Annotated in this window: 20 protein-coding genes and 1 pseudogene; 2 read left to right on the top strand and 19 right to left on the bottom strand. The window is 36.4% G+C overall.

Translation table 11 applies throughout. The features are described from left to right. Nucleotides 1-6 precede the first annotated feature (6 nt). The 15 genes and pseudogenes from NTX65_00510 to hisG all read right to left on the bottom strand — a co-directional run bounded on the left by NTX65_00510 (nucleotide 7) and on the right by hisG (nucleotide 12,708). Nucleotides 7-624 carry a pentapeptide repeat-containing protein gene (locus NTX65_00510; protein ID MCX6167792.1) on the bottom strand — a complete coding sequence of 206 codons (618 nt, stop codon included), beginning with the start codon at nucleotides 622-624 and terminating at the stop codon, nucleotides 7-9. Between the two features lie 149 nt (nucleotides 625-773). After that, a complete protein-coding gene (locus tag NTX65_00505) occupies nucleotides 774-1,079 on the bottom strand; it encodes a hypothetical protein (GenBank protein ID MCX6167791.1) in 306 nt (101 codons plus the stop codon). Between the two features lie 46 nt (nucleotides 1,080-1,125). Then, a pseudogene (locus tag NTX65_00500) lies at nucleotides 1,126-2,058 on the bottom strand (cysteine synthase family protein). A gap of 160 nt (nucleotides 2,059-2,218) precedes the next feature. Next, a complete protein-coding gene (locus tag NTX65_00495) occupies nucleotides 2,219-2,857 on the bottom strand; it encodes a porin family protein (GenBank protein MCX6167790.1) in 639 nt (212 codons plus the stop codon). 232 nt (nucleotides 2,858-3,089) lie between these two features. Then, the gene (locus tag NTX65_00490) at nucleotides 3,090-3,752 is read right to left on the bottom strand and encodes a DUF4395 domain-containing protein (GenBank protein MCX6167789.1); all 663 of its coding nucleotides are present in this window, start codon (nucleotides 3,750-3,752) and stop codon (nucleotides 3,090-3,092) included. A gap of 370 nt (nucleotides 3,753-4,122) precedes the next feature. Beyond that, a complete protein-coding gene (locus tag NTX65_00485) occupies nucleotides 4,123-4,455 on the bottom strand; it encodes a cupin domain-containing protein (GenBank protein ID MCX6167788.1) in 333 nt (110 codons plus the stop codon). A gap of 598 nt (nucleotides 4,456-5,053) precedes the next feature. Further along, the gene (locus tag NTX65_00480) at nucleotides 5,054-5,980 is read right to left on the bottom strand and encodes a sugar phosphate nucleotidyltransferase (protein ID MCX6167787.1); all 927 of its coding nucleotides are present in this window, start codon (nucleotides 5,978-5,980) and stop codon (nucleotides 5,054-5,056) included. A 284-nt stretch (nucleotides 5,981-6,264) separates the two neighbouring features. After that, a complete protein-coding gene (gene hisIE / locus NTX65_00475) occupies nucleotides 6,265-6,879 on the bottom strand; it encodes a bifunctional phosphoribosyl-AMP cyclohydrolase/phosphoribosyl-ATP diphosphatase HisIE (protein ID MCX6167786.1) in 615 nt (204 codons plus the stop codon). Next, on the bottom strand, nucleotides 6,876-7,628 hold the full coding sequence (gene hisF, locus NTX65_00470; GenBank protein MCX6167785.1) for an imidazole glycerol phosphate synthase subunit HisF: 753 nt from the start codon (nucleotides 7,626-7,628) through the stop codon (nucleotides 6,876-6,878). Before hisF ends, hisIE begins: the two co-directional genes overlap by 4 nt. Next, entirely contained in the window at nucleotides 7,621-8,337 is a 717-nt protein-coding gene (gene hisA / locus NTX65_00465) for a 1-(5-phosphoribosyl)-5-[(5-phosphoribosylamino)methylideneamino]imidazole-4-carboxamide isomerase (GenBank protein ID MCX6167784.1), read from the bottom strand. Before hisA ends, hisF begins: the two co-directional genes overlap by 8 nt. Beyond that, the gene (gene hisH / locus NTX65_00460) at nucleotides 8,331-8,918 is read right to left on the bottom strand and encodes an imidazole glycerol phosphate synthase subunit HisH (protein ID MCX6167783.1); all 588 of its coding nucleotides are present in this window, start codon (nucleotides 8,916-8,918) and stop codon (nucleotides 8,331-8,333) included. The genes hisA and hisH overlap by 7 nt, the downstream gene beginning before the upstream one ends. Further along, nucleotides 8,915-9,526 carry an imidazoleglycerol-phosphate dehydratase HisB gene (gene hisB, locus NTX65_00455; protein MCX6167782.1) on the bottom strand — a complete coding sequence of 204 codons (612 nt, stop codon included), beginning with the start codon at nucleotides 9,524-9,526 and terminating at the stop codon, nucleotides 8,915-8,917. The genes hisH and hisB overlap by 4 nt, the downstream gene beginning before the upstream one ends. Further along, complete coding sequence (gene hisC / locus NTX65_00450) at nucleotides 9,523-10,566, bottom strand: histidinol-phosphate transaminase (protein ID MCX6167781.1); 1,044 nt, start codon at nucleotides 10,564-10,566, stop codon at nucleotides 9,523-9,525. The genes hisB and hisC overlap by 4 nt, the downstream gene beginning before the upstream one ends. Beyond that, nucleotides 10,556-11,845 (bottom strand): histidinol dehydrogenase, encoded by a 1,290-nt coding sequence (gene hisD / locus NTX65_00445; protein ID MCX6167780.1) that lies wholly within the window; start codon nucleotides 11,843-11,845, stop codon nucleotides 10,556-10,558. Before hisD ends, hisC begins: the two co-directional genes overlap by 11 nt. After that, nucleotides 11,842-12,708, bottom strand: coding sequence for an ATP phosphoribosyltransferase (gene hisG, locus NTX65_00440; GenBank protein MCX6167779.1), 867 nt, complete (start codon nucleotides 12,706-12,708; stop codon nucleotides 11,842-11,844). The genes hisD and hisG overlap by 4 nt, the downstream gene beginning before the upstream one ends. A 283-nt stretch (nucleotides 12,709-12,991) precedes the next feature. On the opposite strand from hisG, the gene NTX65_00435 reads away from it, so the two are divergent. Then, nucleotides 12,992-13,831 (top strand): metallophosphoesterase, encoded by an 840-nt coding sequence (locus NTX65_00435; GenBank protein MCX6167778.1) that lies wholly within the window; start codon nucleotides 12,992-12,994, stop codon nucleotides 13,829-13,831. Here the strand turns inward: NTX65_00435 and NTX65_00430 are convergent. The 4 genes from NTX65_00430 to NTX65_00415 all read right to left on the bottom strand — a co-directional run bounded on the left by NTX65_00430 (nucleotide 13,828) and on the right by NTX65_00415 (nucleotide 21,401). Further along, nucleotides 13,828-17,025 carry a pyruvate, phosphate dikinase gene (locus NTX65_00430; protein ID MCX6167777.1) on the bottom strand — a complete coding sequence of 1,066 codons (3,198 nt, stop codon included), beginning with the start codon at nucleotides 17,023-17,025 and terminating at the stop codon, nucleotides 13,828-13,830. The genes NTX65_00435 and NTX65_00430 overlap by 4 nt on opposite strands. After that, nucleotides 17,022-18,767 (bottom strand): hypothetical protein, encoded by a 1,746-nt coding sequence (locus NTX65_00425; protein MCX6167776.1) that lies wholly within the window; start codon nucleotides 18,765-18,767, stop codon nucleotides 17,022-17,024. Before NTX65_00425 ends, NTX65_00430 begins: the two co-directional genes overlap by 4 nt. A gap of 84 nt (nucleotides 18,768-18,851) precedes the next feature. After that, entirely contained in the window at nucleotides 18,852-20,141 is a 1,290-nt protein-coding gene (locus tag NTX65_00420; protein ID MCX6167775.1) for a Glu/Leu/Phe/Val dehydrogenase, read from the bottom strand. 210 nt (nucleotides 20,142-20,351) lie between these two features. Next, complete coding sequence (locus NTX65_00415; GenBank protein ID MCX6167774.1) at nucleotides 20,352-21,401, bottom strand: UDP-glucose--hexose-1-phosphate uridylyltransferase; 1,050 nt, start codon at nucleotides 21,399-21,401, stop codon at nucleotides 20,352-20,354. Nucleotides 21,402-21,499: 98 nt separating this feature from the next. On the opposite strand from NTX65_00415, the gene NTX65_00410 reads away from it, so the two are divergent. Next, entirely contained in the window at nucleotides 21,500-23,611 is a 2,112-nt protein-coding gene (locus tag NTX65_00410; protein MCX6167773.1) for a prolyl oligopeptidase family serine peptidase, read from the top strand. Nucleotides 23,612-23,646 lie beyond the last annotated feature (35 nt).

The raw sequence follows: 23,646 nt of genomic DNA, 5'->3' as shown, positions 1-23,646 counted from the left end.
ATAATTTTATTTTATTTCAAGATCCCATGAATCAAGAAGGGTGATTGCCTCGGGTAGAGAAAATATTGCCTTCTTGATATTATTATTATTTGGATTGATGCGGTAATTTATTGCATCTGTGAAATCAGCCAATGATAAATTAGTATTTGAAAATGTACTGTTCAGAAAATCCGATGATTTAAGATTTGCTTTGCTCAGATTTGTCTGTTCAAAATCAACATTATGCACTTCGCAAGAGACTATTCCGGTTGACCTGAAATCCATGTTGAAAAAGATTGAATCGTTAAGTTTACATTTTAGAAAGTCCACTTTAAGCGGTTGACAAACCTTTGTCCAATCGATCCCAATTAGTTTGCAGCTCTCGAACATAACATCTAAAAACGAACTGTTATTAATTTTTGCCAAACTTAGATCGCAGTTTGTAAATTTGCATTTTTCAAAACGGCATGAATTGAATACGGTTTTTGTGAAGACTACTCCGTCGAATTCGCACATAAAGAATTCAACATCGTTAAGGCGTAACTGCTGAAACGATAACTTTTCAAATTTTTCTTCCTCGAAATAATTTTTATCGAATTTGAATTCTACGCTGCTTTCTGGCGGGAATAAGGTTGGTTCATTCACTAATTAAAATACTCTCCTATTTTGATATTGATTGATTAACGGCAGCCGAAAAATAAGAATTATTTCTTTCCAACCACCGGTTTAATTACTTCCGACGAATTTCACTTCTGTCTTTAGGAGAAGAGAACTCACGGATTTTAATCAGATTATTATTTACGGAATTTTGCTTTACGTGTAGAAGCCGAACTTCCACCGCCGATCGACATGCTCAATCCTAATAGAAAACCGAAGTTATACCATACTCCGTTATTATAGACTGCGTAGACCGCAACTTGATTATTGAACAGTGATATTATAAAACTTATCGGCATTATCATTCCGTGCCAAAGTCCATACCAAAACCCTACCTGCTGAATCTCTTTCGAATATTGGTATTGAATCAAATCCGCGCATCCGCTCAACATAATTAGCAGCATGATTGCAATTGGTAGAAATATAATTTTTTTCTTTTCCATTTTTAGATTCCTTAATCCGTTGAACTGATCTTTGTTTGCAATTATTTTATTTTTTATAGACATCAGTACTAAGATATTTTAAACCGGAATCAACCATTAAAGTAACAATTGTGCTCTCCGGACCTAACCGTTCCCCAGCTCGAATTGCTGCCACTACATTTGCGCCTGATGAAGTGCCTGCAAACAACCCTTCTTCGCGGGCTAAACGTCTTGTCATTTCTTTCGCGTCTTCGGTTTTCACTGCAATAATTTCATCTACAAGACTTGGATCCCACAATGGTGGAATATAACCAATTCCAACTCCTTCTATTTTATGTGGACCGGGTTGACCTCCCAACAGTATTGATGATTCAGCCGGTTCAACCGCAATCACTTTGATATTGGGATTTCGTTTCTTTAAAATAGTTGCAACACCTCTCAATGATGCTGCTGTCCCAACCGACTGAATAAATAAGTCAACTTCCCCATTAGTTTGATTCCAGATTTCTTCTGCCAAAGGATAATAACCAACTATACTGTCAAGATTCTTAAGTTGGTCAGTCCAGTACGTGTGAGGCTGCTTGCTGAACTCTCTTGCTGCTTCAATCATTTCTAGAATCAATTTCTTTGTTGTAAGTCCACCCTCGCTTGGAATAATTGTTATGTCGGCACCATAAGCAGTCATCTGATTTCTTTTATCCTGACTAAATGCATCCGAAGTAATTATATGAATCCGGTATCCTTTTGCAACACAAATCAACGCAAGCTAAATCCCGGTACTGCCGCCTGTGTATTCAACAATCATATCGCCGGGTTTCAATCTGCCGTCTTCCTCTGCTTTCGAAATCATTGCAAGAGCAGTACGGTCTTTCATGCTTCCGGTTGGATTTTCCCATTCAAGTTTTACAAATATTTTTGCGCAACCTGGCGGAACAACATTGCGAAGTTGAACTAACGATGTGTTTCCAATTGCCTGTAGAATGTTGCGGTAGATATTCATTCCCTTCTTCTCCATCAATTTTGATTATTTACCTTTCCAAAAATAAATTTTATCGTTTTACATAACTGAATTTATAAAACTATCAAGTTCTTTGTAAGTCGCCTTTCGGCCACGGAAGAATTATAAATTACCTTACCATTTTTATGTAATTGATGCTATCTCAAAAATTTAATGCAACCAGAAATTCCATTGAACTGTTCCTGACTTTCAATGAATTATTGGAATAACAATCCTGGAATGTTGGGCTGTACCGGAATTCCAATGCAAACCGGCTTGGTAAAATTGGTGCTAAATCCAACCCGATCCCAAATGTCCCGCCGATATCTAGTTTGTTGGGGTCATAAGAAATTGAAGTGCTGCTGCTGGAAAGTTTATAATCGAATCTTGGTCCGGCAAATAGATACGGGGCAAACAATCCAAGATTCATTCTTACTTTTAATAGTACCGGTATTGTTAAATAACTAATTCGTGTTGAATAAGAGAGGAATCTACCGGTCCCATCGGGATGCTGTAAGTCGGTGATCATTATATTAGTATTTTCTTTTGAGCCTTTTTGAGTATAGTGAATCTCCGTTATTGCACTCAGCGCCGGAAGATCAAACCACTCAACGAAGAAACCAACATCCAGTCCCTGCTGCGGCTCTGAATTTGCAATTACACCCGACTGAGCAGGCCAATTCCATGATTGAGTCGTGGATGTAGAGCCGGCTTTTATACCGTAATTTTTTATTAATTGAGCGGGTGTTGTTGAAACGCCTACTGCTGTAATCATCAGAACGGCAAAGAATATTTTCTGCATATAATTTCCTTTCTTTAACTGCACAATGGTCTTCTTTGTACATTCAAACATTAACAAAAGATTCTGCCGAAAGGCAATTCAGTTTAGAAAGTTTCGCTAATAAATTATAAGTTACTTTTGAACTCCGCCGGTCATTATTCCTAACGCAATGAATGACTGGAGATTTGCAAAATATTTTATGTTAGCCGCGTTATCCTCTAAGGAAAAGTATTATTAAAAATTAATCTCTCTTTTATTTTGTTTGAGTAGTATTACTGTTTCCGAATAAGGCATGAGGTTTTATGCTAAAATTATCATTAAATATAATGGCAGTGAGGAAAATGAAAGCAATAAGTCCTAAGACAACAAGCATTTGAACCCATGAAGTTTTTTGAATTTCTTGTTTTGATTTTACATCACAGACTTCACCCGGACAATATTGAGCTTTTTCTTTATAGAACATTGAATAAAATTTACACCCTAAACAAATACCAAATGCAGATTCAAAGAATAAGAATATCAAGCAGATAAGGCATACAATACCGGTAATTGGGCTGAATGCGTTTACAATCACAAACATAACGAACATTATAGCCGACAACACAACGCCGATTGCCCATGAAAACTTTTTTTGCTGGGCACCGACATATTCCGGCACTTGATTCCTAACAATCAAACGCCCGATTATTAATGTGGGAGAAAATCTGGGATTAACAAATACACGTATAATAAAATCCGTGAGGAAGACAGTTATAACATACTTTATTAGTAGAAAGTCTTCCTTAAACAGAATGAACATTAAAGAGAGAAATGTAAAGAAGAATAGAATTCCTGCTGCCGCTCTTATTTCACGTTCATTTAGAACAGCAATATTATATCCTTCAACATCTTCCCCGAATTTTATTACGTTCTTCATTTTATAATCCTATCTTTTATGCCTACGTTTGACGCATTGAAATCTTTGTTGGTTACATTAAAGTAACCAAATTTATTAGATGTATTACGGTTTTGTTTCATACTTTTTCATATACACGTTGGAGGTTGACACCTTATTAATACTTATCCGAATGGGATCCTCTTCATCATTTGTTTCTGATAAAGAGTGGTTCTTGACGGTCCAAGAACGCAATACGAACTCATCGAGGACGCGGCCGCTTTTGAGGTGCGGGATATTCCGTACTTATAAGTAAAATATTTTATTCCAGCATAAAAATAAAAACTAAAGCCTCTCTACTATTAAAATATTTACAACAACAATTCTTGCAGCCCTACTTATCACTTATATACTATTTTACAGAATAACGGTTAGATTCATCAAAGAATGTTATATCACTATATCCAGCATAGATTTTACCAGGATGTTTTATACCTTCAGGAATATAATATCTATCTCCTTTTGCAAAACAGTGTTTATTACCACCTATAACTAAATCGATCTTTCCTTCTAAGATGAACCCAACTTGTGCAGCATGAGAATGTTCTGGTAACAAAACATCCTTTTCAAACTGCATAAAAACTATTTGATGTGTTTTTGATTGTGACAAATATGCTTTCACTCCATCTAGTAGGACATCTGCTTCTGGAAGATTTAATATGGGCAATGGGAATATACTTTCCAATTTTATTCTCCTTAATTATTTACGGTATAACTATTAACTATTCCGCCAACAGTAAACATTGCGGAAGTTGTTTATCTGCCTATAAATTTTTTGTTTTTATTTTCGTTTCTATTTTTTTGCGTCTTAATTAGAATCTAACTGGAATAAGAAAATGTCATATTATCATATATATAAAGTCTTACGACCTAAAACTAGCGAATGTTAACAAGAAAGGAGATTTAATGTTCGATTCCACGTCGGGGTTTGACTTTGTTCAGATCGTGAGATAGAATCTGATCTGATTTTTTAAGTATCCATTTCCCCAGCTTATTTTGAGGTATTTCTTTTCTGGATTATTTCTGTAACCTGTATAAAAATCCCCATCTTTAGAAGATTTTATTAAGTAGATATAATATTTTATAATTATGTCTCACAGTTTAAAAATGATTTGCAGTCAGCTGGATTGAGACGAGAAACGAGAAACTGGAAACGTGAGATGAAATGCGAAACTTCCGTTTCACTTTTCACGATTCACGGTATAATAAGAATGGTGCATATTAAATTAAATTACAAAGATAAATTCGCCCCCCAAGAAAACAGGAATCCCTGTTCTCAAAAACTACATTGCCAGTAGCGCTTCTTCCATAGCAACGTTAATACTTTCTAGATCGGAATTGATCCGGTGTTCATCACCCCAATCGCTCCAATATACATCCGTAACTTCGAGAACGTTCAGATATTGAGGAATATTTTCAAGAACGGATTTTGAAAAATTGAACGATGGAAGATATTTATATAACCGTCTAATATTTATTTTTTCCATTGAAGTCCCCATCTTGGCACGGATCGGTTGAAATGCACCGACAAGTTCAGGGAGACAAAAATTAATATGTTTAATAAACGAAGAACATTTACCAATCATTACAAATGTATTGATCATACAGCCCTGACTCATAAGAACTTTTGTATAACTGCTGTCCGGCTTTTCAATAAACTTTTTTACATTAAAAATTTTGGTTGTTCCGTCGCTGAAGAGATCGCGTGTTGGTTCGATCCATCCGTAACCGGATTCAATTCTATCCGGTTTGATTCCGAGCGTGACAATCGATTTTGGATTTTCCTCTACAAATAGAGCAGCTTTATTAACATGTTCCATAAACCTTTTTTCATTCAGAATGTAATGATCTGAAGGAAAGATTGCTACGGTCGCATCGGGATTAATGCTTTCAATTTTCAGAAGAGGCAAAAGAATTCCCGCCGCAGTATCACGCAGGCATGGCTGTTCAATAATTGTGATAGGAGTTCTATTGAGTGATTCTTCGGCAACATAATTGCGGTGATCGCTGTTCACAATTGTAAACAATTGCTTTTGAGGAATCAGCATTGAGGCACGGTCAATAGTGTGTTTGAACATTGAACGCGTACCCGTGAATGTACAATATTGCTTCGGTCGGTGATATCCGTATAGCGTCCGGACAAAATTTTGAAGTCGAACCCCCTCACCGCCTGCAAGTATGACGCCCATCATATTATTGCTTCGATACATTATAAATTACTCTCTATTAAACTGAATATTTTTCGAGTAAATTTTTTTCAACAAGATTAATAATATTTTATATAGAAACGACTAAAGTTTATTTTTGTTAATTCAGACGACCGGGAGCAAAGTTTTGATCTATGTTCGAGAACCCAATTGATTTTCATTATAGTTATACCCCTTATGTTATCATTATCGAACTCTCTTGAATAAAGTTTAACGTGGGATATAATTTATATACCGGGATGGCTGAATAGAGCTTAAAAACTCAAGAAAGAAGCGAATTCTGGGCTTTATTCAGATTTTATTTTATGACGGGAAATCAGCTTATTAATAACTTCGTCAAGCTCAATTTCCTGTTCGGCAAGCATTACTAGAAGATGATAGATTAAATCGGATGTTTCATTTATAATTTCTTCTTTATTACGGTTCTTTGCGGCAATAACCGTTTCAATTGCTTCTTCGCCTACTTTCTGAATAATCCTATCGGCGCCTTCCTTAAAAAGTTTTGTTGTGTATGAATTTTCCGGAAGATTTTTTTTTCTTTCTTTAATCAATTGACTAAGCTGGTCTATGAAAGGAGTATTCTTCTTTTCAATTCCGAAACATGAATAAGTCCCCCTATGACATGTGGGTCCATCCGGTTTTGCAAGGATTAGTAAAGAATCACTGTCGCAGTCTTTTTTGATATCAATAAGATTCAAAAAATTACCGGATGTTTCCCCTTTTGTCCATAAAGTATTTCTCGTTCTGCTGAAAAAAGTTACTTGTTTTGTTTCGATTGTCTTTGCAATTGCTTCTTTATTCATAAAGCCGAGCATTAAAACTTGATTTGTTTCTGAATCTGAAACAACAGCCGGAATTAAACCGCCAAGTTTTTCAAAATTCAATTCATCTGCTTTTATCATAAACGCACTCTAATTCCGTTTGATTGTAAATATTTTTTTAATTCTAAAATCGTCAATTCTTCATAATGAAAAAGAGAAGCTGCAAGAGCGGCGTCAACGCCAATATTAAAAACATCCAGAAAATGTTCCTTAGTACCGGCACCTCCGGATGCAATCAGCGGAATTGTTATATTTTTAATTACTTCTTTTAAGAATGGAAGATCGTAACCGTTCTTGGTTCCGTCGTGATCCATAGATGTTAGTAATATTTCTCCGGCGCCAAGCTCATTAACTTTTCTGCACCACGCAAGACCATCCAATTCAGTTTCTTCTTTTCCGCCTTTAACAAATACTTTTTTTTGCGATCCGACATTTTTTACATCAATAGCGGCAACAACAGCTTGACTTCCGAATCTCTTCGCGGCTCCGGAAATTAAAGAAGGATTTTTTACAATTGATGTGTTGAGAGAAACTTTGTCAGCGCCTGCTCCAAGCAACGCTTCAATATCTTTTAGTTCAGAGATTCCGCCGCCTACTGTAAAGGGTATCCTTATAACTTTGGCAACTTGCTTAACAAGTTCTACAAGGGTTTTTCTTTTTTCTATTGAAGCTGTTATATCAAGAAAAACTAATTCATCGGCTCCTTCGTTGTAATATCTTTCTGCAAGTTCAACAGCCGATCCGGCATGACGCAGTTCAACAAAATTTATTCCCTTTACAACCATGCCGTTTTGAACATCGAGACACGGGATGATTCTTTTGCTAATCAAATTTTGATAATTCCTTTAAATCAATTTTATTCTCATAGATAGCTTTACCAACTATAGCGGCATTGCAATTATACTCTTTAAGATCTTCCAAATCTTTTTTCCCTCTTATACCGCCGGACGCAATCAGAAATAGATCGGGAAAGAGTTCTTTCAAACCATGGTAAAGCCGCAAATTCGGCCCTTCAAGCATTCCGTCTTTATCAATATCGGTAATAAGATAATTGTTAATTCCATAACCTTTGCATTGAGTTATATAAACACTAATCTCAAGGTATGAATTTTCGCTCCATCCTTTTACTACAACCTCACCTTTCTTTGTATCGGCAGCGATAATAATTTTATCTGGCGGAAATGTTTCAACTACTGTCTCAAATTCGGGTTTATCAAGAACCGGAAGTGAGCCGACAACAACTTTATCAACTCCAATAGAAAACAGTTTTGAAATATCTTCAACGTTTCTTATACCGCCGCCGAATTCAATTTTTAATTTTGTATTCTTTTTGATCTCTTCAAGAATTTTAAGTGAAGTAATTATTCCATCTTTTGATCCGGAGAGATCAACAATATGAATCCATTCAAAGCCGGACTCATCATAAATTTTTGCTTGATCAACCGGATGATCGGAATAACTTTTCGCAGTAGCGAAATCCCCTTTTTGCAGACGGACAACTTTTCCGTCCAAGATATCAATTGCCGGTATTATTAACATATTTCCACAAAGTTTTTTATTAATTGAATCCCCATTTTGCCCGATTTTTCCGGATGGAATTGAACTCCGTAAAAATTTTCTTTCTCCATCGAAGAACAGAAATCAATACCGTAATTACAAATTGAAGTTGTATTTTCATTAACCGGAACATAATAAGAATTTGCGAAATAGAAATATTCTTCTTCAGGAATTCCGGTAAATAATTTTGAATTCTTAACATATTTAATTTGGTTCCAGCCCATATTCGGAACTTTAATTTTTGTTTCATCAAACTTTTCCGTAGTTACAGAAAAAATTCCAAGACAAGATGTGTCTCCCTCTTTCGATTTATCGCAAAGTAGCTGCATACCGAGGCAGATACCAAGCATCGGTTTCTTTGTTACACGAAGCATCGTAAAGAGATTTGTCAAATGAAGATTTCTAATTGCGGAGGATGCCTCACCGACTCCGGGAAAAATTATTTTCTCTGATTTAGAAATTTGACATTCGTTATTCGTAATTATGTACTCATAATTTAATTCATCAAGAACATTTGCGACAGAAGCAGTATTTCCTGCGCCGTAATCAATTAGTGCAATCATATCAATCCTTTTGTTGACGGCAAACTGCCTTTATTTCTGGAATCATATTTAAGAGCATTGTTGAGGGCCCTTGCCAATGCCTTGAATATTGCTTCCGCTTTATGATGATCGTTCTCCCCTTTTGATTTAATATGTATGTTCGCACGTAGCCCGGTCGATAATCCTCTAAAAAATTCTTTAAACAGCTCAGTAGGAAATCCACCGATCATTTCGCGCTTAAATTTGCAATTGAATGATAGATAAGCTCTCCCGCCGAGATCAATCGCGCATTCAGCTATAGCATCATCCATCGGCAGCATGAATCCGAAGCGTTCAATTCCTTTGCGGTCGCCGAGAGCTTTACTTATTGCTTCTCCTAATGCGATTCCAACATCTTCAACCGTATGATGTTCGTCAATATGCAAATCGCCCTTAACCTTAATTTCCATATATATATTCGAATGTTTTGCTAATTGTTCAAGCATATGATCAAAAAATCCGATTCCGCTTTTAATCTTAGATTTGCCTTTTCCGTCCAAATCCAGTTTTATTTTAATAACTGTTTCATTTGTCTTTCTTAGATGTTCCGCTTTACGGGCATTTTTTATTTTAGCAGCATTTTTATTCATAATACATTCCGGAGTTCATTCAAGAATTTTTCATTCTGATCCCGCGTGCCGACAGAAACTCTGAGACAATCCTTAACTTGATTGCTTCTGTCGCGTATGATTATTCCTTTCTCTGTTAATTTATGATAAATGTTCGTCGGATTCTCACATTCAAACAAAATAAAATTGCTGTCGGAAGTAAATACCTTTTTAATTTTCGGAATCATTTTTAATTCTTTTATTAGAAATTCCTTCTCGGAATTAATTATAGTAACAAATTTATCTTTTTGTGCGAGATTTTTTAGTGCATCTATCACAAATTGCGAGGTCAGCTTATTGATATTATACGGGAGTTTGATTTTATAAAGCAAATTTATAATTTCCGGTGAAGTTATACAGTAACCGCAACGCACTCCGGCAAGTCCCCATGCTTTTGAAAATGTTCTAAGCACAACGATATTTGAGAATTCATCAACAAAATTTATCATCGAGGGTTTGCCGCTAAATTCGGCATAAGCTTCATCAATAATAATAATTCCGTTAAAATTTTTTGCTAAATCTAAAATGCTTTCGGAATTGATAACATTTCCGGTCGGGTTATTAGGTGAGCAGATAAAAATTAGTTTTGTGTTCTTGTTAATTGCAGAATAAATTTTATCCAAGTTCGGCTGGAATGACTCGTCCAGCATTACCGGAATTGTAGATACATCATTAACATCGCAAGCAACTTTATACATTCCGTAAGTCGGTTCAAGTATAACTGCATTGTCTATTTTCGGTTCACAGAATATTCTTACTAGCAGATCAATTATTTCATCCGATCCAACTCCAATAAATAATTTATCTTTTCCAACATTCAGATAAGAGCCAAGTTCATTTCTTAACTGATTATGGAACGGGTCGGGATAACGGTTCAGTTCAAGATGCAATTCATCATTTACAACCGAACCGATGCTGTTTTCATTTGCATCCATAAGAATTCCGGTTAAGAATTCACCGCGCGCAGATGTATACGGCTTTAATTTGAGAATATTCTCTCTAACTAACGATTCAATTTTCATTTTTTGCTCTTACTTTAACTGAATTTGCGTGTGCGTCAAGTTTCTCAAGTGATGCTAATTTTATTACTGTAGATGCAATTTTATTAAATCCTTTTTTACTCACTTTCTGAAATGTAATTGTTTTCATAAATGATTCGACCGAAATTCCTCCAAACGATTTTGCGTAGCCGTATGTTGGTAGAGAATGATTTGTTCCGGAGGCGTAATCACCTATACTTTCCGCCGAGTATTTACCTAAGAATACCGAACCAGCATTTGTAATTTTATCTTTGATTTTGTCGGCATGTTCTATATTTAGTATCAAATGTTCGGGCGCGTATTGATTGCTAAGTTTAATTGCTTCATCTATCGAATCAGCGATAAGAATGAATGAATTTTTCAACGATCCGCTGATATATTCTCCTCTTGACAAATATTTTTTTTGTCGCTTAATTTCATTTTGAACATCACATGCCAACTTTCTGTTTGTTGTTAACAAAATTACTTGCGAATCTTTTCCATGCTCTGCCTGCGAAAGCAAATCTGAAGCGATGTAAGATGGATTTGCTTTTCCATCGGCAATAATCAATAGTTCGCTCGGACCGGCAGGCATATCAATTGCAGATCCTTGTGGATCAATGCTAATTAAAGTTTTGGCGGCAGTTACAAATTGATTTCCCGGGCCAAATATTTTATCAACTTTATTGATTTGACTATCGCCATAAGCAAGCAAGGAAATTCCTTGTGCGCCGCCAATTTTATAAAATTCATTAATTCCGCAAATCTTTGCAGCAAAGAGAACTGCGGGATTAATTTTATTATTTGTAGGCGATAAAGCAACAACTCTTTTACATCCGGCAAGTTGCGCAGGAATTCCAAGCATTAATAAAGTAGACGGAAGAACAGCCGTGCCGCCGGGTACATATAGAGCAACATTTTCAATCGCTCGAAATTCCCTTGAACATTTTACACCATCCAACGTTTCTATCTCATAACCAACAGGGATCTGTTTGCGATGAAACTTTTTGATATTTTTTGCAGCAGTGAGCAATGCTTTTTTTGCTTCGCTATCCAGTAATTTTTCAGATTCTTCATATTCTTTTTTTGAAACCAATATTTTATCGGCGTCGTAACCGTCAAATTTTTTCGCATACTTGAGCGCAACATTTATACTGTTTCTTTTAACATCTTCCACTATCGGTTTTACTATCTTGAAAATAGATTCCGAATTAATAGCGTGGCGTTTGAAAAGATTTTCCAGCTCAATTTCGGAGAGGTTTTTTGTTGAATAGATTTTCATAATATCATATTCTCGATTGGTATTAAAAGTAATCCGGACGCGCCCGCAAAATGTAATTTTTCTTGGATTTCCCAAAACATTTCTGATGGTATTACAGCATGTACAGCAAGCATCGATTCGTCGGCAAGAGGAAGTACAGTAGGACTTTTAAGCGAAGGAAGAATTTCGCGAATATTTTGAAGAGCGGATTTCGGAATGTTCATCATCAAGTACTTAGAATTTTTTGCATTCAAAGCTGATTCAATTCGTAGTATTAGGTTATTTAACTTCATAAATTTTTCAGGATAGCTTGCTATATTTTTACTTCCTATCAACACTGCTTCGGAATCAAAAACAGTAATAAATTTTTTGAGCTTATTCAATTTCAGCGTGTTGCCGGTAGAAACAATATCACAGATATAATCCGCTATTCCTAATGACGGTGCTATTTCAACCGAACCGCTGATCTGAATTATCTTCGCATTTATTTTATTATTCCGGAAAAAATTGGAAAGAATTTTCGGATAAGATGTGGCAACACGTTTTCCGTTAAGTTGATCAATCTCGGGAATCTCTCTATCCTCCGGACCGGCAAGCATTAATCTGCATTTACCATAAGATAGCCTTTTGATTATTTCGACATCGGCTTCTTTCTCTAACACAACATCTTCTCCCACAATTCCTATATCCGCAACACCATCCTGAACATATTCGGGAATATCGTCATCTCGGAGGAAAAGTAGATCCAATTCGTAATTACGTGCGGAAACTATAAGACGATTTGAATAATTTTCTATATCCAATCCGCAAGTCCGTAAAAGCTGCAACGACTTCTCTGTAAGCCGCCCGCTTTTTTGAATGGCAAGTTTCAAATTTCCGTTCATAATTTCTCCTTTAAAACAAAAAACCCCGTTGCAAGCGGGGTACGATTCAAATTAATTTATAATAATTTTTAAAATACTCCGGATTCCGTTATCAGGATTGAATGGTGGTGGTGGTGATTGAAAACTAAAAGCATTTTTTTTCTTCGTTTAATTTCTAGTGCAAATATATCCTATTAAAAAGGATTGTCAAATTAATTTTTCTTAATAAACGGTTAATGAATAAGATTAGTTCATCTTTAAGAGACGATTCATATATTGAGTTACGCTTTTAGGCGAGTATAAAATGAATAATTATTTTTTCGTTTCCGACCTCCATGGTAAAACCGAGCGTTACGAAAAATTGTTCAATACCATTTTGAACGAAAAGCCAATTGCAGTATTACTCGGCGGAGATTTGCTTCCGCATAGTAATATAAATGCAAATTTTATAGATGAATTTCTAACAGTTCGTCTAACATCCCTCAAAGAAAAGTTGAATAATTTTTATCCAAAAGTATTTTTAATTCTAGGTAATGATGATGCACGCTCGGAAGAACACGCAATCATAACCGCCGAGCAGAAAAAATTATTTGAATATTTACATATGCGCTCTGCAGAATTTTGCGGAAGAAAAATATTTGGTTACTCATTCACTCCTCCGTCTCCATTTCTATTAAAAGATTGGGAAAAATATGATCTTTCACGGTATACAGAATTCGGTTCAATTTCTCCGGAAGAAGGAAAGCGGACAGTTGAAATCCCAATTGATGAGATAAAATATTCAACAATTAAAGATGATCTGGAATTATTGACCGGATCGGAAAATCTTTCAGAAGATATAATTCTCTTTCACGGACCACCCTATAAAACCAATTTAGATAGAGCCGCGCTCGATGGTAAAATGATTGACCATACTCAAGTTGATCTTCATGTTGGAAGTATTGCAATACGTAAATTTATCGAAAAGAGAGAACCAAAAATTACTTTACACGGACATATCCACGAATCGGCTAGAATAACAGGAAGTTGGAAAGATAGGATCGGAAAGACATTTTGTTTGAGCGCCGCTCACGATGGCAAAGAGTTAGCCGTCGTTAAGTTCAATCCCACCAAACCTGAAGAAGCCGAAAGGGTTTTGATTTAATTATTTTTTTGCTTCATCTTTAACGGTCTTGCAGCATCTGTTATTGCGCCTATTTTTGAAGCATAACTTGATCTTGCTTTAATATCTGCATCGGTTACATAATGAATATCAAGCAATCCTTGAGATTTGTATCCCGAGCGCAAATAATTCATTTCACTTAAAGCCAAACTCCATCCTTCGAACCAAAGATTTAGTTCTTGAAGGTTGCACTTCTCATCATCTATATGAACTATTAAATCAATATCACTCCCTGGACCTGAATCAGCATTTTTTGTACTTCCGAAAATATAGAGACCAACTATTCCGAAACGATCACCATCAATTTCGGACGCAAGTTTTTCCGCCATCTTCATTCTCCATCGCCAATGGTCGCTGGGATGATAATCAAATGTTTCTTTGTATTCTTGTTCCTGTATAATTTCGCCTGTAGGAGTAGTGAAAATACCAACTGCTTGTTCTTGATCTGCATTCATCAATACTTTTAGAATTAATCCTCCGGTTGAATTAGGAACATCAATAACTTTTATTAGATCCGAAAGAGAAGCGTATTCCGGAACTATTTCCGAAAAAATATTTTTCGATTCATTAAAAAATCTCTCATTGAAAATTATACCGGCATCATCAGGATAAAGCGGAAGATATCTAATGTTCGCTTCAACCAGATCTTGAAAGAAATGAGTGCCGAAAGAAAGATCCGGAACGTAATTTCCTTTCTTACGCGCAACCTCAATCAACATCGCTGTATTGTTGATATCGGAGTAAGTTACATTTACCCCAAGTTTAATATCACCCCTGCTTCCCCATCTGCCGGGACCAATTAGAATAAATTTTCTTTTAGGAAGTGTTTTGTTCAGCCGACTCACAGCACGCCCCACATGGAGCATTTTATCTCTATCTGTTATATCTGAATACTTTTGCGGATCAACATAAACTATATGAGTAACATCGGGCATTCTGCCATTTGAAACAAAACGCCTCGCTGTGAAAATAATTTTTTCCAAAGGAACATCTTTAGGAATTGTATCCGAATTGGAATCTCCGGCAAAACTTTGAGGACGGCATTGAAGCATATAAAAATCTTTACCGTCGGAAGCGAATTCGATATCAACAGGTGATTTAATTTTTTGCTGAAGAGTTTTAAGAATTGAAGCAATTCTTTTTAAAAAGTTCGTTTGTGTAATCAATCCATTAAACGTTACAAAAAATTCTTTGAACGGATCGCCCGCATCCCAATCATTTGGCTGCCGGATCATTGTTCCGTCCATAACTGAAAAAATCTGTGTGAACAGCGGGTATTCGGCACCGTGTTCTTTAAGAAGATCGTTTATTGCTATAGACTCAAATTCATTCGTTGTTAAGTTTATCAAATCCACTTTTTTCGGTGAGTAGCGCAATATTTCTTCCGGTGATACATTAACTTTCAAATTTGGTTGACCCGGTGAAATCAATACAGGGTAATCATCTCCTAAACGGTCAACTGCGCGAGTTCCAAGTCCCGGAACAAGACGTAATAAACCATCCTCCCGCTTAATACGCGGCGACCAGCGGAATTCGTTATTGCTGAAAGCAACGCCGGCAAGTGCGGGTAAAAAATAATTTCCGATTTTTGTACCAACAACTTCTTGAATCATTACACCCATTTCTTCATTGAAATCGAGCAAGCCACGTTCTGCACGGTATTCAATAGGATCCGGGCTAAAAGTGGAAGCGTACACTTCAGAAATTGCATCCATCAATGCAATTAATCTCTCTTGTTTTGTTCCTTGGTTTGCGAGGAATAAACTTTTGTATTTACCGGAAAAGGTTGCACCGATTTGATCTTCAAGCAAACTTGAACTTCGAACAACTAAGGGACGCTCACCAAGATCATCGAGTGCAACAGATAATCCTTTTAGAATGTCTGATGGGAATTCGGAATTTTTAAATAATTGAACGATATGCGGATATTCAATACGCACTTCATCAATCTCTTTATATTTTTGTTCCAGCACTTCTTCAAGACTATTATGCCGCATGAAGTAAAGAATACTGTCGGAAGTTAAGTACCATGTTTTTGGTGTTTTGATATTCTGCAGAAGTTCATTTTGTTCGGCTTCTTTATTCAAGATATGAACCGCTAAAAATAATCCGGCGCTCTTACCCCCTAATTTTCCGTGACTTCCACCGGGAAAAATCATTTTGTCAATCAATGAATAGAAATCACTCAGCATTACGTATTCTTTGGCAACGCTTATATAATCGAGATGATCTGTAAAAAATCTTCTTAATAAGGAAACGCGTAAACCCTTAACAGTTGAAGGAGGAAGTTCAAATTTTTCCGGAGTTAAATGAACAAATTTCCGGATCGCGTCTGCAATCTCAGAAAGAGATGTATCCTGGTTATCAACTACCTTAATTAGAGAACTGGATTTATCTTCTTGTATCCATTTTTGAATTCTGCCAAGTATTATCTCGTCCGATAAATTTTCATCAGCAAGTTTTAAAATAGTATCTACATACTGATCATAATTAATAATCTTGGTAAGCTTCATCGGTTTATTATCATCATAAACCGATTCATCTTCTTTTGTACCGCGTCTAGAGACATTCGCATGCTTCATCAACATTTCCGCTTCTTCAACACCTTTCCAGCAAAGAAGGTGAAGAGTTTTGCGCAGCAGACTCATAAATAAACCGGGATCAGTTTTGCGAATCATATCCAGTACAATCCGCCACTCACCTTTTGTACGTCCGTCAACTTGTTCACGTACATTTCTGAGTTCATTAAAAACGTTTTTTAATTTATGGTGAAGTATAAAATGACCGAGCCGGTCAGCTATTGTGTTGAGTAATTTTTTTTCTTCTTTCAAAAATGGACCATGACCATTATTGGCTTGAGGAAATTCTGCCAAATAGAAAACGGATATCTGTCCTACTAATTTGTCCTGCACAATAATATCAGATTGTATAAACCATTTTGTTTCTTCGAAGTCACTGGTCTGATAAACGATATCGCCATAAACTAGTTTAGCTTTACATTCTTTGGGAAATTGCCAAGCCGGTGGTATTGAGTTGATAACAGTGTGAAAAGCTTGACGCAGCGAAATTTCTGAACGGTTAAGACTATCTTCTATTGTGTAAAGACAATTTAATTCCTTCGCACGCTCCTGAAGTTCAAAAACTAAATTATCTATCGGTTTATGTTCATTTATCATTTTTTAATAACTCCGCGGCTCTTTCTCCCGTCAACTTTAATAGTTAACGGCTTTATTAGTTTAATGTGCTTAACAAAATTCGTTTCGTGAACTATCTGCTGACTGTTAAGCCAATCCCAATCAATCTTAAAGTCACTGTCATAAGTTATCGAAAAATAGCTTACGTTAAAACTGGTAAGATTATGAAAGAAATGTGAGCCTTGACTGAGTTCTACGTTTATTCCGAATAATGTTGATTCAACAATTACTTTCACGCCTGCAATTTGTCCCCATTCTACAGGAATTCCGAGCCATGGATCGGAACTGCCCCATCTTCCAAAACCGATCAGAACATACTTATTATTTGATTTAACCAATTCCCTATTGATTGAATCAATCTCGGCTGCAATTTTTGTCGTGTCTTTCTTATCAAACATTTCCGGTTTGACATAAACAACATCAAAAATATTTTCGATTATTCCGTTACCCATTACACGGTCCGAAGCGATCAAAATATCTTCACCATATAATTCGTTCTCATCAAGTTCGATTGTTTCATCAGAAACAACCATAGGGCGTACTTGAAGAAATCCAAATCGAAGTTTGCGTGGTTCATTAGTTATGGTTACTGCAAATTCAATTTCAACAGGGCTGGAGAGAGCATCTTTGCAAACGATTAAAAGTTTCTTTATCAAATCATTGAAACGGAATTCATTCATCCACAGCAATTGAGAAAAATTTAATACTCGCGGTCCCGCATTTCCGGTTCCCATAACAATCCGCTGGGAAGAAATATCATAAGTGGAAGCAATATATTTAAGTGTATCATCATAATCGGCTTCGCTCAAATTTGCTTGAACCATAAACTCAGCTTCTTTGGTAGGATCATACTCTGTAAAGGAGCTCATATTTACAGCCCAAAAATTTGTCTGAGTATTTTTCATGATATCGGTTGGATCTCCAAATGGAGCCGGAGATTTTGGATGTGCCGGTGAATAACTCCACACTATTCCGCCGTCAACAATTGTCTTACCGAGACCAAGAGCAAGGTTAACAACACCTTGTTCAGGTTTAGCCATACCGCTAGGATAAAAATTAAACGAACGTGCCACACCGGAAAAGTTTGGGTAAAAACGTTCATTGTACCTTTGACCAACCACTTCCTGAATTATCACCGCCATTTTTTCTTCTTTAATTGAGTGCGATGAAATTTTAAAATAATCCTTCGATGCTTTGAAAAATGTTGACGCAAAAACAAATTTAATTGCTTCCGTTAATTTTTTGAATCTATCATCGGTACTTGGAAGATTATTTGGAATCATCTTGGTGGCAAAAATGCCGGCAAACGGATCGAACTTTGCATCTTCCAGCATACTCGAAGAACGTACTGCCAATGGGAGATGAATATTTTCGATTAATCGGAATAAGTCGCCAAGAATTTCGGTAGGTAAATCTGATTGAAGAAATGCAAGAATGATCTGATCATCGGTTTTGTCCGAATAAGCAATCTCATAAAGTTTATTTCTTTCCATGAACCAATCGAAGACTTGAGTTCGCAGAACAACCATACGTGGTATATTGAGAATTATATCCGGAAATTCGGCATGATCAATTTTCTGTTGAAGAATTTTATTGGCAAAAGCTAGACCGCTTGCCTTACCGCCGGGTGACCCTTCGCCGATCCAGGTAAAGTGTTCGTCCGATTCAAAAATCATTTCATCCGAGCGAGAAGTAAAAATACTTTTCTTTTCCAAGTCATCCATAGAATTTTAATTAATTAAAAAGCCGGAAACTGTTTGAACAAGTCGCACAATTTCCGGCTTAATTTAAAGAACTAAATCAATATCTCAAACCCATCCGCGGTCTTTGCATGCTTGAGCAACTCTGCTTATAGAAATTACATAAGCAGCATCCCTCATATAAAGTTTTCTTTTCTTTGCAAGATCGCTAACTGCATGGAATGCAGCAGTCATCTTAACATCTAATTTCCCAAGCACTTCATCTTTTTCCCAGAAATAATTCATGTTGCTCTGAACTTGTTCAAAATAACTGCATGTAACACCGCCGGCATTAGCTAAGAAATCCGGTATAACAAATATTCCTCTCTCTTGAATAACTTTATCAGCATCAGGAGTAGTAGGACCATTGGCGCCTTCAGCAATAATTTTAACTTTCTTACTCATCTTGTTAACATTATCGCTATTGATTTGGTTTTCCATAGCTGCAGGAATTAAAATATCAACTTCTTGTTCAATCCATGCACCACCGTCAAGAACTTCATAACCAAGTCCTTTTGCTTTAGTCTTATCAATACCGCCGAACTTGTCTGTAATTTTCAGGAGTTCCTGTAAATCAACACCGCTAGCTTTTTTGAATGTGTAAGAGCATTTATCATTCTGATCCCAGCTGGAAACACAAATAACTTTACCGCCGAGCTGTTGATATAATTCTATTGCGTATTGAGAAACATTTCCGAATCCTTGTACCGCTGCAGTTGTATCTTGTGTACGAATTCCCAATTCTTTCAATGCTTCGCGAAGGGTGAATACAACACCGTAGCCGGTTGCTTCTGCTCTGCCTAAGGAACCACCCATTCCAACCGGTTTGCCGGTAATAAAGCCTGGGAATTTAGCGCCATGAATTACTTCAAATTCATCTAGCATCCATAACATATGTTGTGCATTTGTCATAACATCAGGTGCAGGAACATCATTCAATGGACCAACATTTTTTGCCATTTGACGAACCCAGCCGCGGCATATCTGTTCTTGTTCTTTCATACTAAGATTATGAGGATCGCATATAACTCCTCCTTTACCACCGCCTAAAGGAATATTTACAACAGAACATTTCCAAGTCATCCACATGCCAAGGGCACGAACCGTATCAATAGTTTCTTGTGGATGAAACCGGATTCCGCCTTTAGCTGGACCACGAGCATCGTTATGCTGAACTCTAAAACCACGAAATACTTTTGTTGTACCGTCATCCATTTTGACTGGAATACTAAAATGAAATTCTCTTAATGGATTTCTTAATAATTGTCTCGTTGCATCATCAAGATTTAAGATTTCCGCAACGTTATCGAACTGGGCTTGAGCCATCTCGAAAGGATTAAAAGCTTTGTTGCTACTCATAAATTAACCTCAAATAAGAATTGATATTTTGATTGTTGGATGCCGAAAAAAGAAGGAAGTTTTTACAGAATTATTATATTGAATGAATCTATAAGTCGAATAATTAAAAACTTTCTAATCAACGGCTAAATTTTCTTTTACGAAAATTTTACTAAAGAAAAATAGACACGTTTGACTTGTGATGCAAGGAATTGATAATGCAATTCTCCTTTAAAGAGAAGAATTCCTAGAAAAGTGCTTATTTGATAGATTTTTGAGGATTTCGGCGGCTAATTCCGGTGTTAAGTCTCTTTGAGCCATCGCGAGCATTTCATAACCAACCATGAATTTCTTTACACTTGCAGAACGTAAAAGGGGCGGATAGAAATGAATATGCCAGTGCCATTCAGGATGTTCATTTGAGTCCGTTGGTGATTGATGAAATCCCATTGAATATGGGAAGGATGTTTCGAACAAATTATCATATTTAACTGTCACCACGCTTAAAATTTCTGCTAATGATTTTTTCAATTCATCAGATAGAGACAAAATATTTTGCGAATGATTTTTTGGAATGACAAAGGTTTCATACGGCCAGATTGCCCAGAAAGGAACAAGTAGAGCAAAATGTTCATTCTGAAAAATAATACGTTGATTAAGTTCAGATTCTTTCTTCAGATAATCACAAAGCAAACAACTTTTCTTTTCATCAAAATATTTTTTTTGTTGAACCGATTCTTTTAACGGCTCATTTGGAATTGAAAATTGCGCCCAGATTTGCCCATGCGGATGTCTGTTGCTACATCCCATCAATTCACCCTTGTTCTCGAATATTGTGACGTAGTTTATCCCATCGATCAAAGAAAGAGCCCGGTATTCATTAATCCAAGTATCAATTATCTTCAATAAATTTTCTTGATCCATTTCGGCAAGAGAAAGATCATGACGGGGAGAGAAACAAACTACCTTGCAAATACCGGATTCAACTTCCGCACGGATTAATCCATTATGGTTTATTGTTCCAGAATTCGATTCGGGTGTAAGAGCGCTGAAATCATTTTCGAATACAAATGTGTTTTTATAATCGGGATTTATGACTCCTCCTGCCCGAGAGTTTTTAGGACAGAGATAACACTCGGGGTCGTAGGTGAGTAAATTTGCTTTTGCAAACTGTTCAATCTTGCCCTGCCAGGGTCTTTTTGATCTGTGAGATGAGACTAATATCCATTCATCAGTGAGAATATTGTAACGTTTGTGTGTTCTGTTTTCGATATCAAACATTAGATTATATTTTTCTCTATTGGTTTTGATGCAAAGGAATTCTATTTTAAAATTAAGCAACCAAAAGATCAGTTCAAAGATAAGTAAGGAGCAAAGAAATGAAAAAATTATCAATGATTTTATTATTGATACTGTTTGCGTTTACATTTACAAACGCACAAAAAATTAAATATCCCGAGACAAAAAAAGTTGACCATGTTGATGATTATCATGGCGTTAAGGTTCCGGATCCGTACCGTTGGTTAGAAGACAATAATTCAAAAGAAACTGCCGAATGGGTTGAAGCGCAAAACAAAGTTACGCAAGATTATCTAGCACAAATTACTTTCCGCGATGCGATGAAAAAGAGATTAACCGAACTATGGAATTATGAAAAATATTCCGCTCCTTCCAAACACGGAAGTTATTACACGTTTTCCAAGAACGATGGCTTACAGGAACAAAGTGTAATCTATATTCAAAAGGGATTAAACGAGACTCCGGAAGTATTACTTGATCCTAATAAACTCTCCAATGACGGTTCTATCAGTCTTGGCGGACTGGCATATTCAAATGATGACAAATATGTGGCTTATGGCATTTCACGCGGCGGGTCGGACTGGCGTGAATTTTATGTTATGAATGTTGAAACAAAAAAACTTACAGACGATGTAATTAAATGGTCTAAGTTCAGCGGCACTGCCTGGTATAAAGATGGTTTTTATTACGGACGATATGATGAACCAAAACCGGGCGAAGAGTTAAAACAAAAAGTCGAATTTCAAAAACTTTATTACCATAAACTGGGTACTCCACAGTCAGAGGACTTGCTTGTCATGGAGGATAAACAAAATCCAAGATACGGATTTGGTGCCGGCGTAACTGATGATGAAAGATTTCTGATAATTTATGTCTCACAAGGAACAGCCCCGGAAAATCTTCTTTATTACAAAGATCTAAATTCCAATATGCCGATCACTCCGGTTTTCACAAAATTTGAGGCGGAATATAATTTAATTGATAATCTTGATGATAAATTCTTAATATCGACAAATTACCAAGCACCAAATAATAAATTGATCTTGGTTGATCCTAAGAATCCGGCAAAAGAAAATTGGAAAACTATAATTCCCGAATCAAAAAATGTAATGCAAAGCGTCTCTTTTGTCGGCGGTAAATTGTTTGTTACATATTTAAAAGATGCAACAAGTAAAGTTTCTGTTTATGATGTGGGTGGGAAATATTTATACGATGTAAAATTACCCGGTGTGGGAACTTGCGGAGGATTTGGCGGCAAAAAAAATGAGTATGAAACATTCTACACATTCACCTCATTCACTTATCCTCCTACAATTTATAAGTATGATATTAAAAACAATAAATCGGAATTATTTAGAAAAGCAGCAGTAAAATTTAATCCGGTTGGTTATGAGACCAAAGAAGTTTTTTACAAGAGCAAAGATGGTACAAAAGTGCCAATGTTCATTGTTCACAAAAAGGGGTTGAAACTTAACGGAAACAATCCTACCCTTTTGTATGCTTACGGCGGATTCAATATTTCGCAGCAACCGGGATTTAGCGTTGCAAGAATTCCATTACTCGAAAATGGAGTTGTTTATGCTCTAGCATGTTTACGCGGCGGAAGCGAGTACGGAGAGGAATGGCACAAAGCAGGAATGTTCGAGAAGAAACAAAATGTATTTGATGATTTTATTTCGGCGGCAGAATATTTAATTAAAGATAAATATACAAGTCCAAGCAAACTCGCAGTTCAGGGCGGCTCAAACGGCGGATTACTAATTGGCGCTGTAATTAATCAAAGACCGGATTTGTTCAAAGTGGCATTTCCGCAAGTCGGTGTAATGGATATGCTGCGCTTTCATAAATTTACAATCGGCTGGGCGTGGGTTTCGGAATATGGTTCGAGCGATGATCCCGACCAATTCAAATATTTAATTAAGTATTCACCTCTTCACAATATTAAAAAAGGTGAGACTTATCCGGCTACAATGGTAACAACAGCAGATCACGACGACCGTGTTTTTCCTGCACATTCGTTTAAATATATTGCCACACTTCAAGAAATGAGCGACGGGAAAAATCCAACTTTGATACGTATCGAAACCAAGGTTGGGCATGGCGCAGGAACAAGCACATCAAAATCAATTGATTTGGTAACTGATCTTTACTCATTCATGTTTTACAATATTGGACTTACACCGAAGTTTTGATGAATTGCCAGCTCGAAGAGCCAAATTATATTTTA

This window comes from Ignavibacteriales bacterium (genome assembly GCA_026390795.1).
Lineage (GTDB): Bacteria > Bacteroidota > Ignavibacteria > Ignavibacteriales > Melioribacteraceae > Fen-1258.
This window is presented reverse-complemented; position numbering and strand designations above follow the sequence as displayed.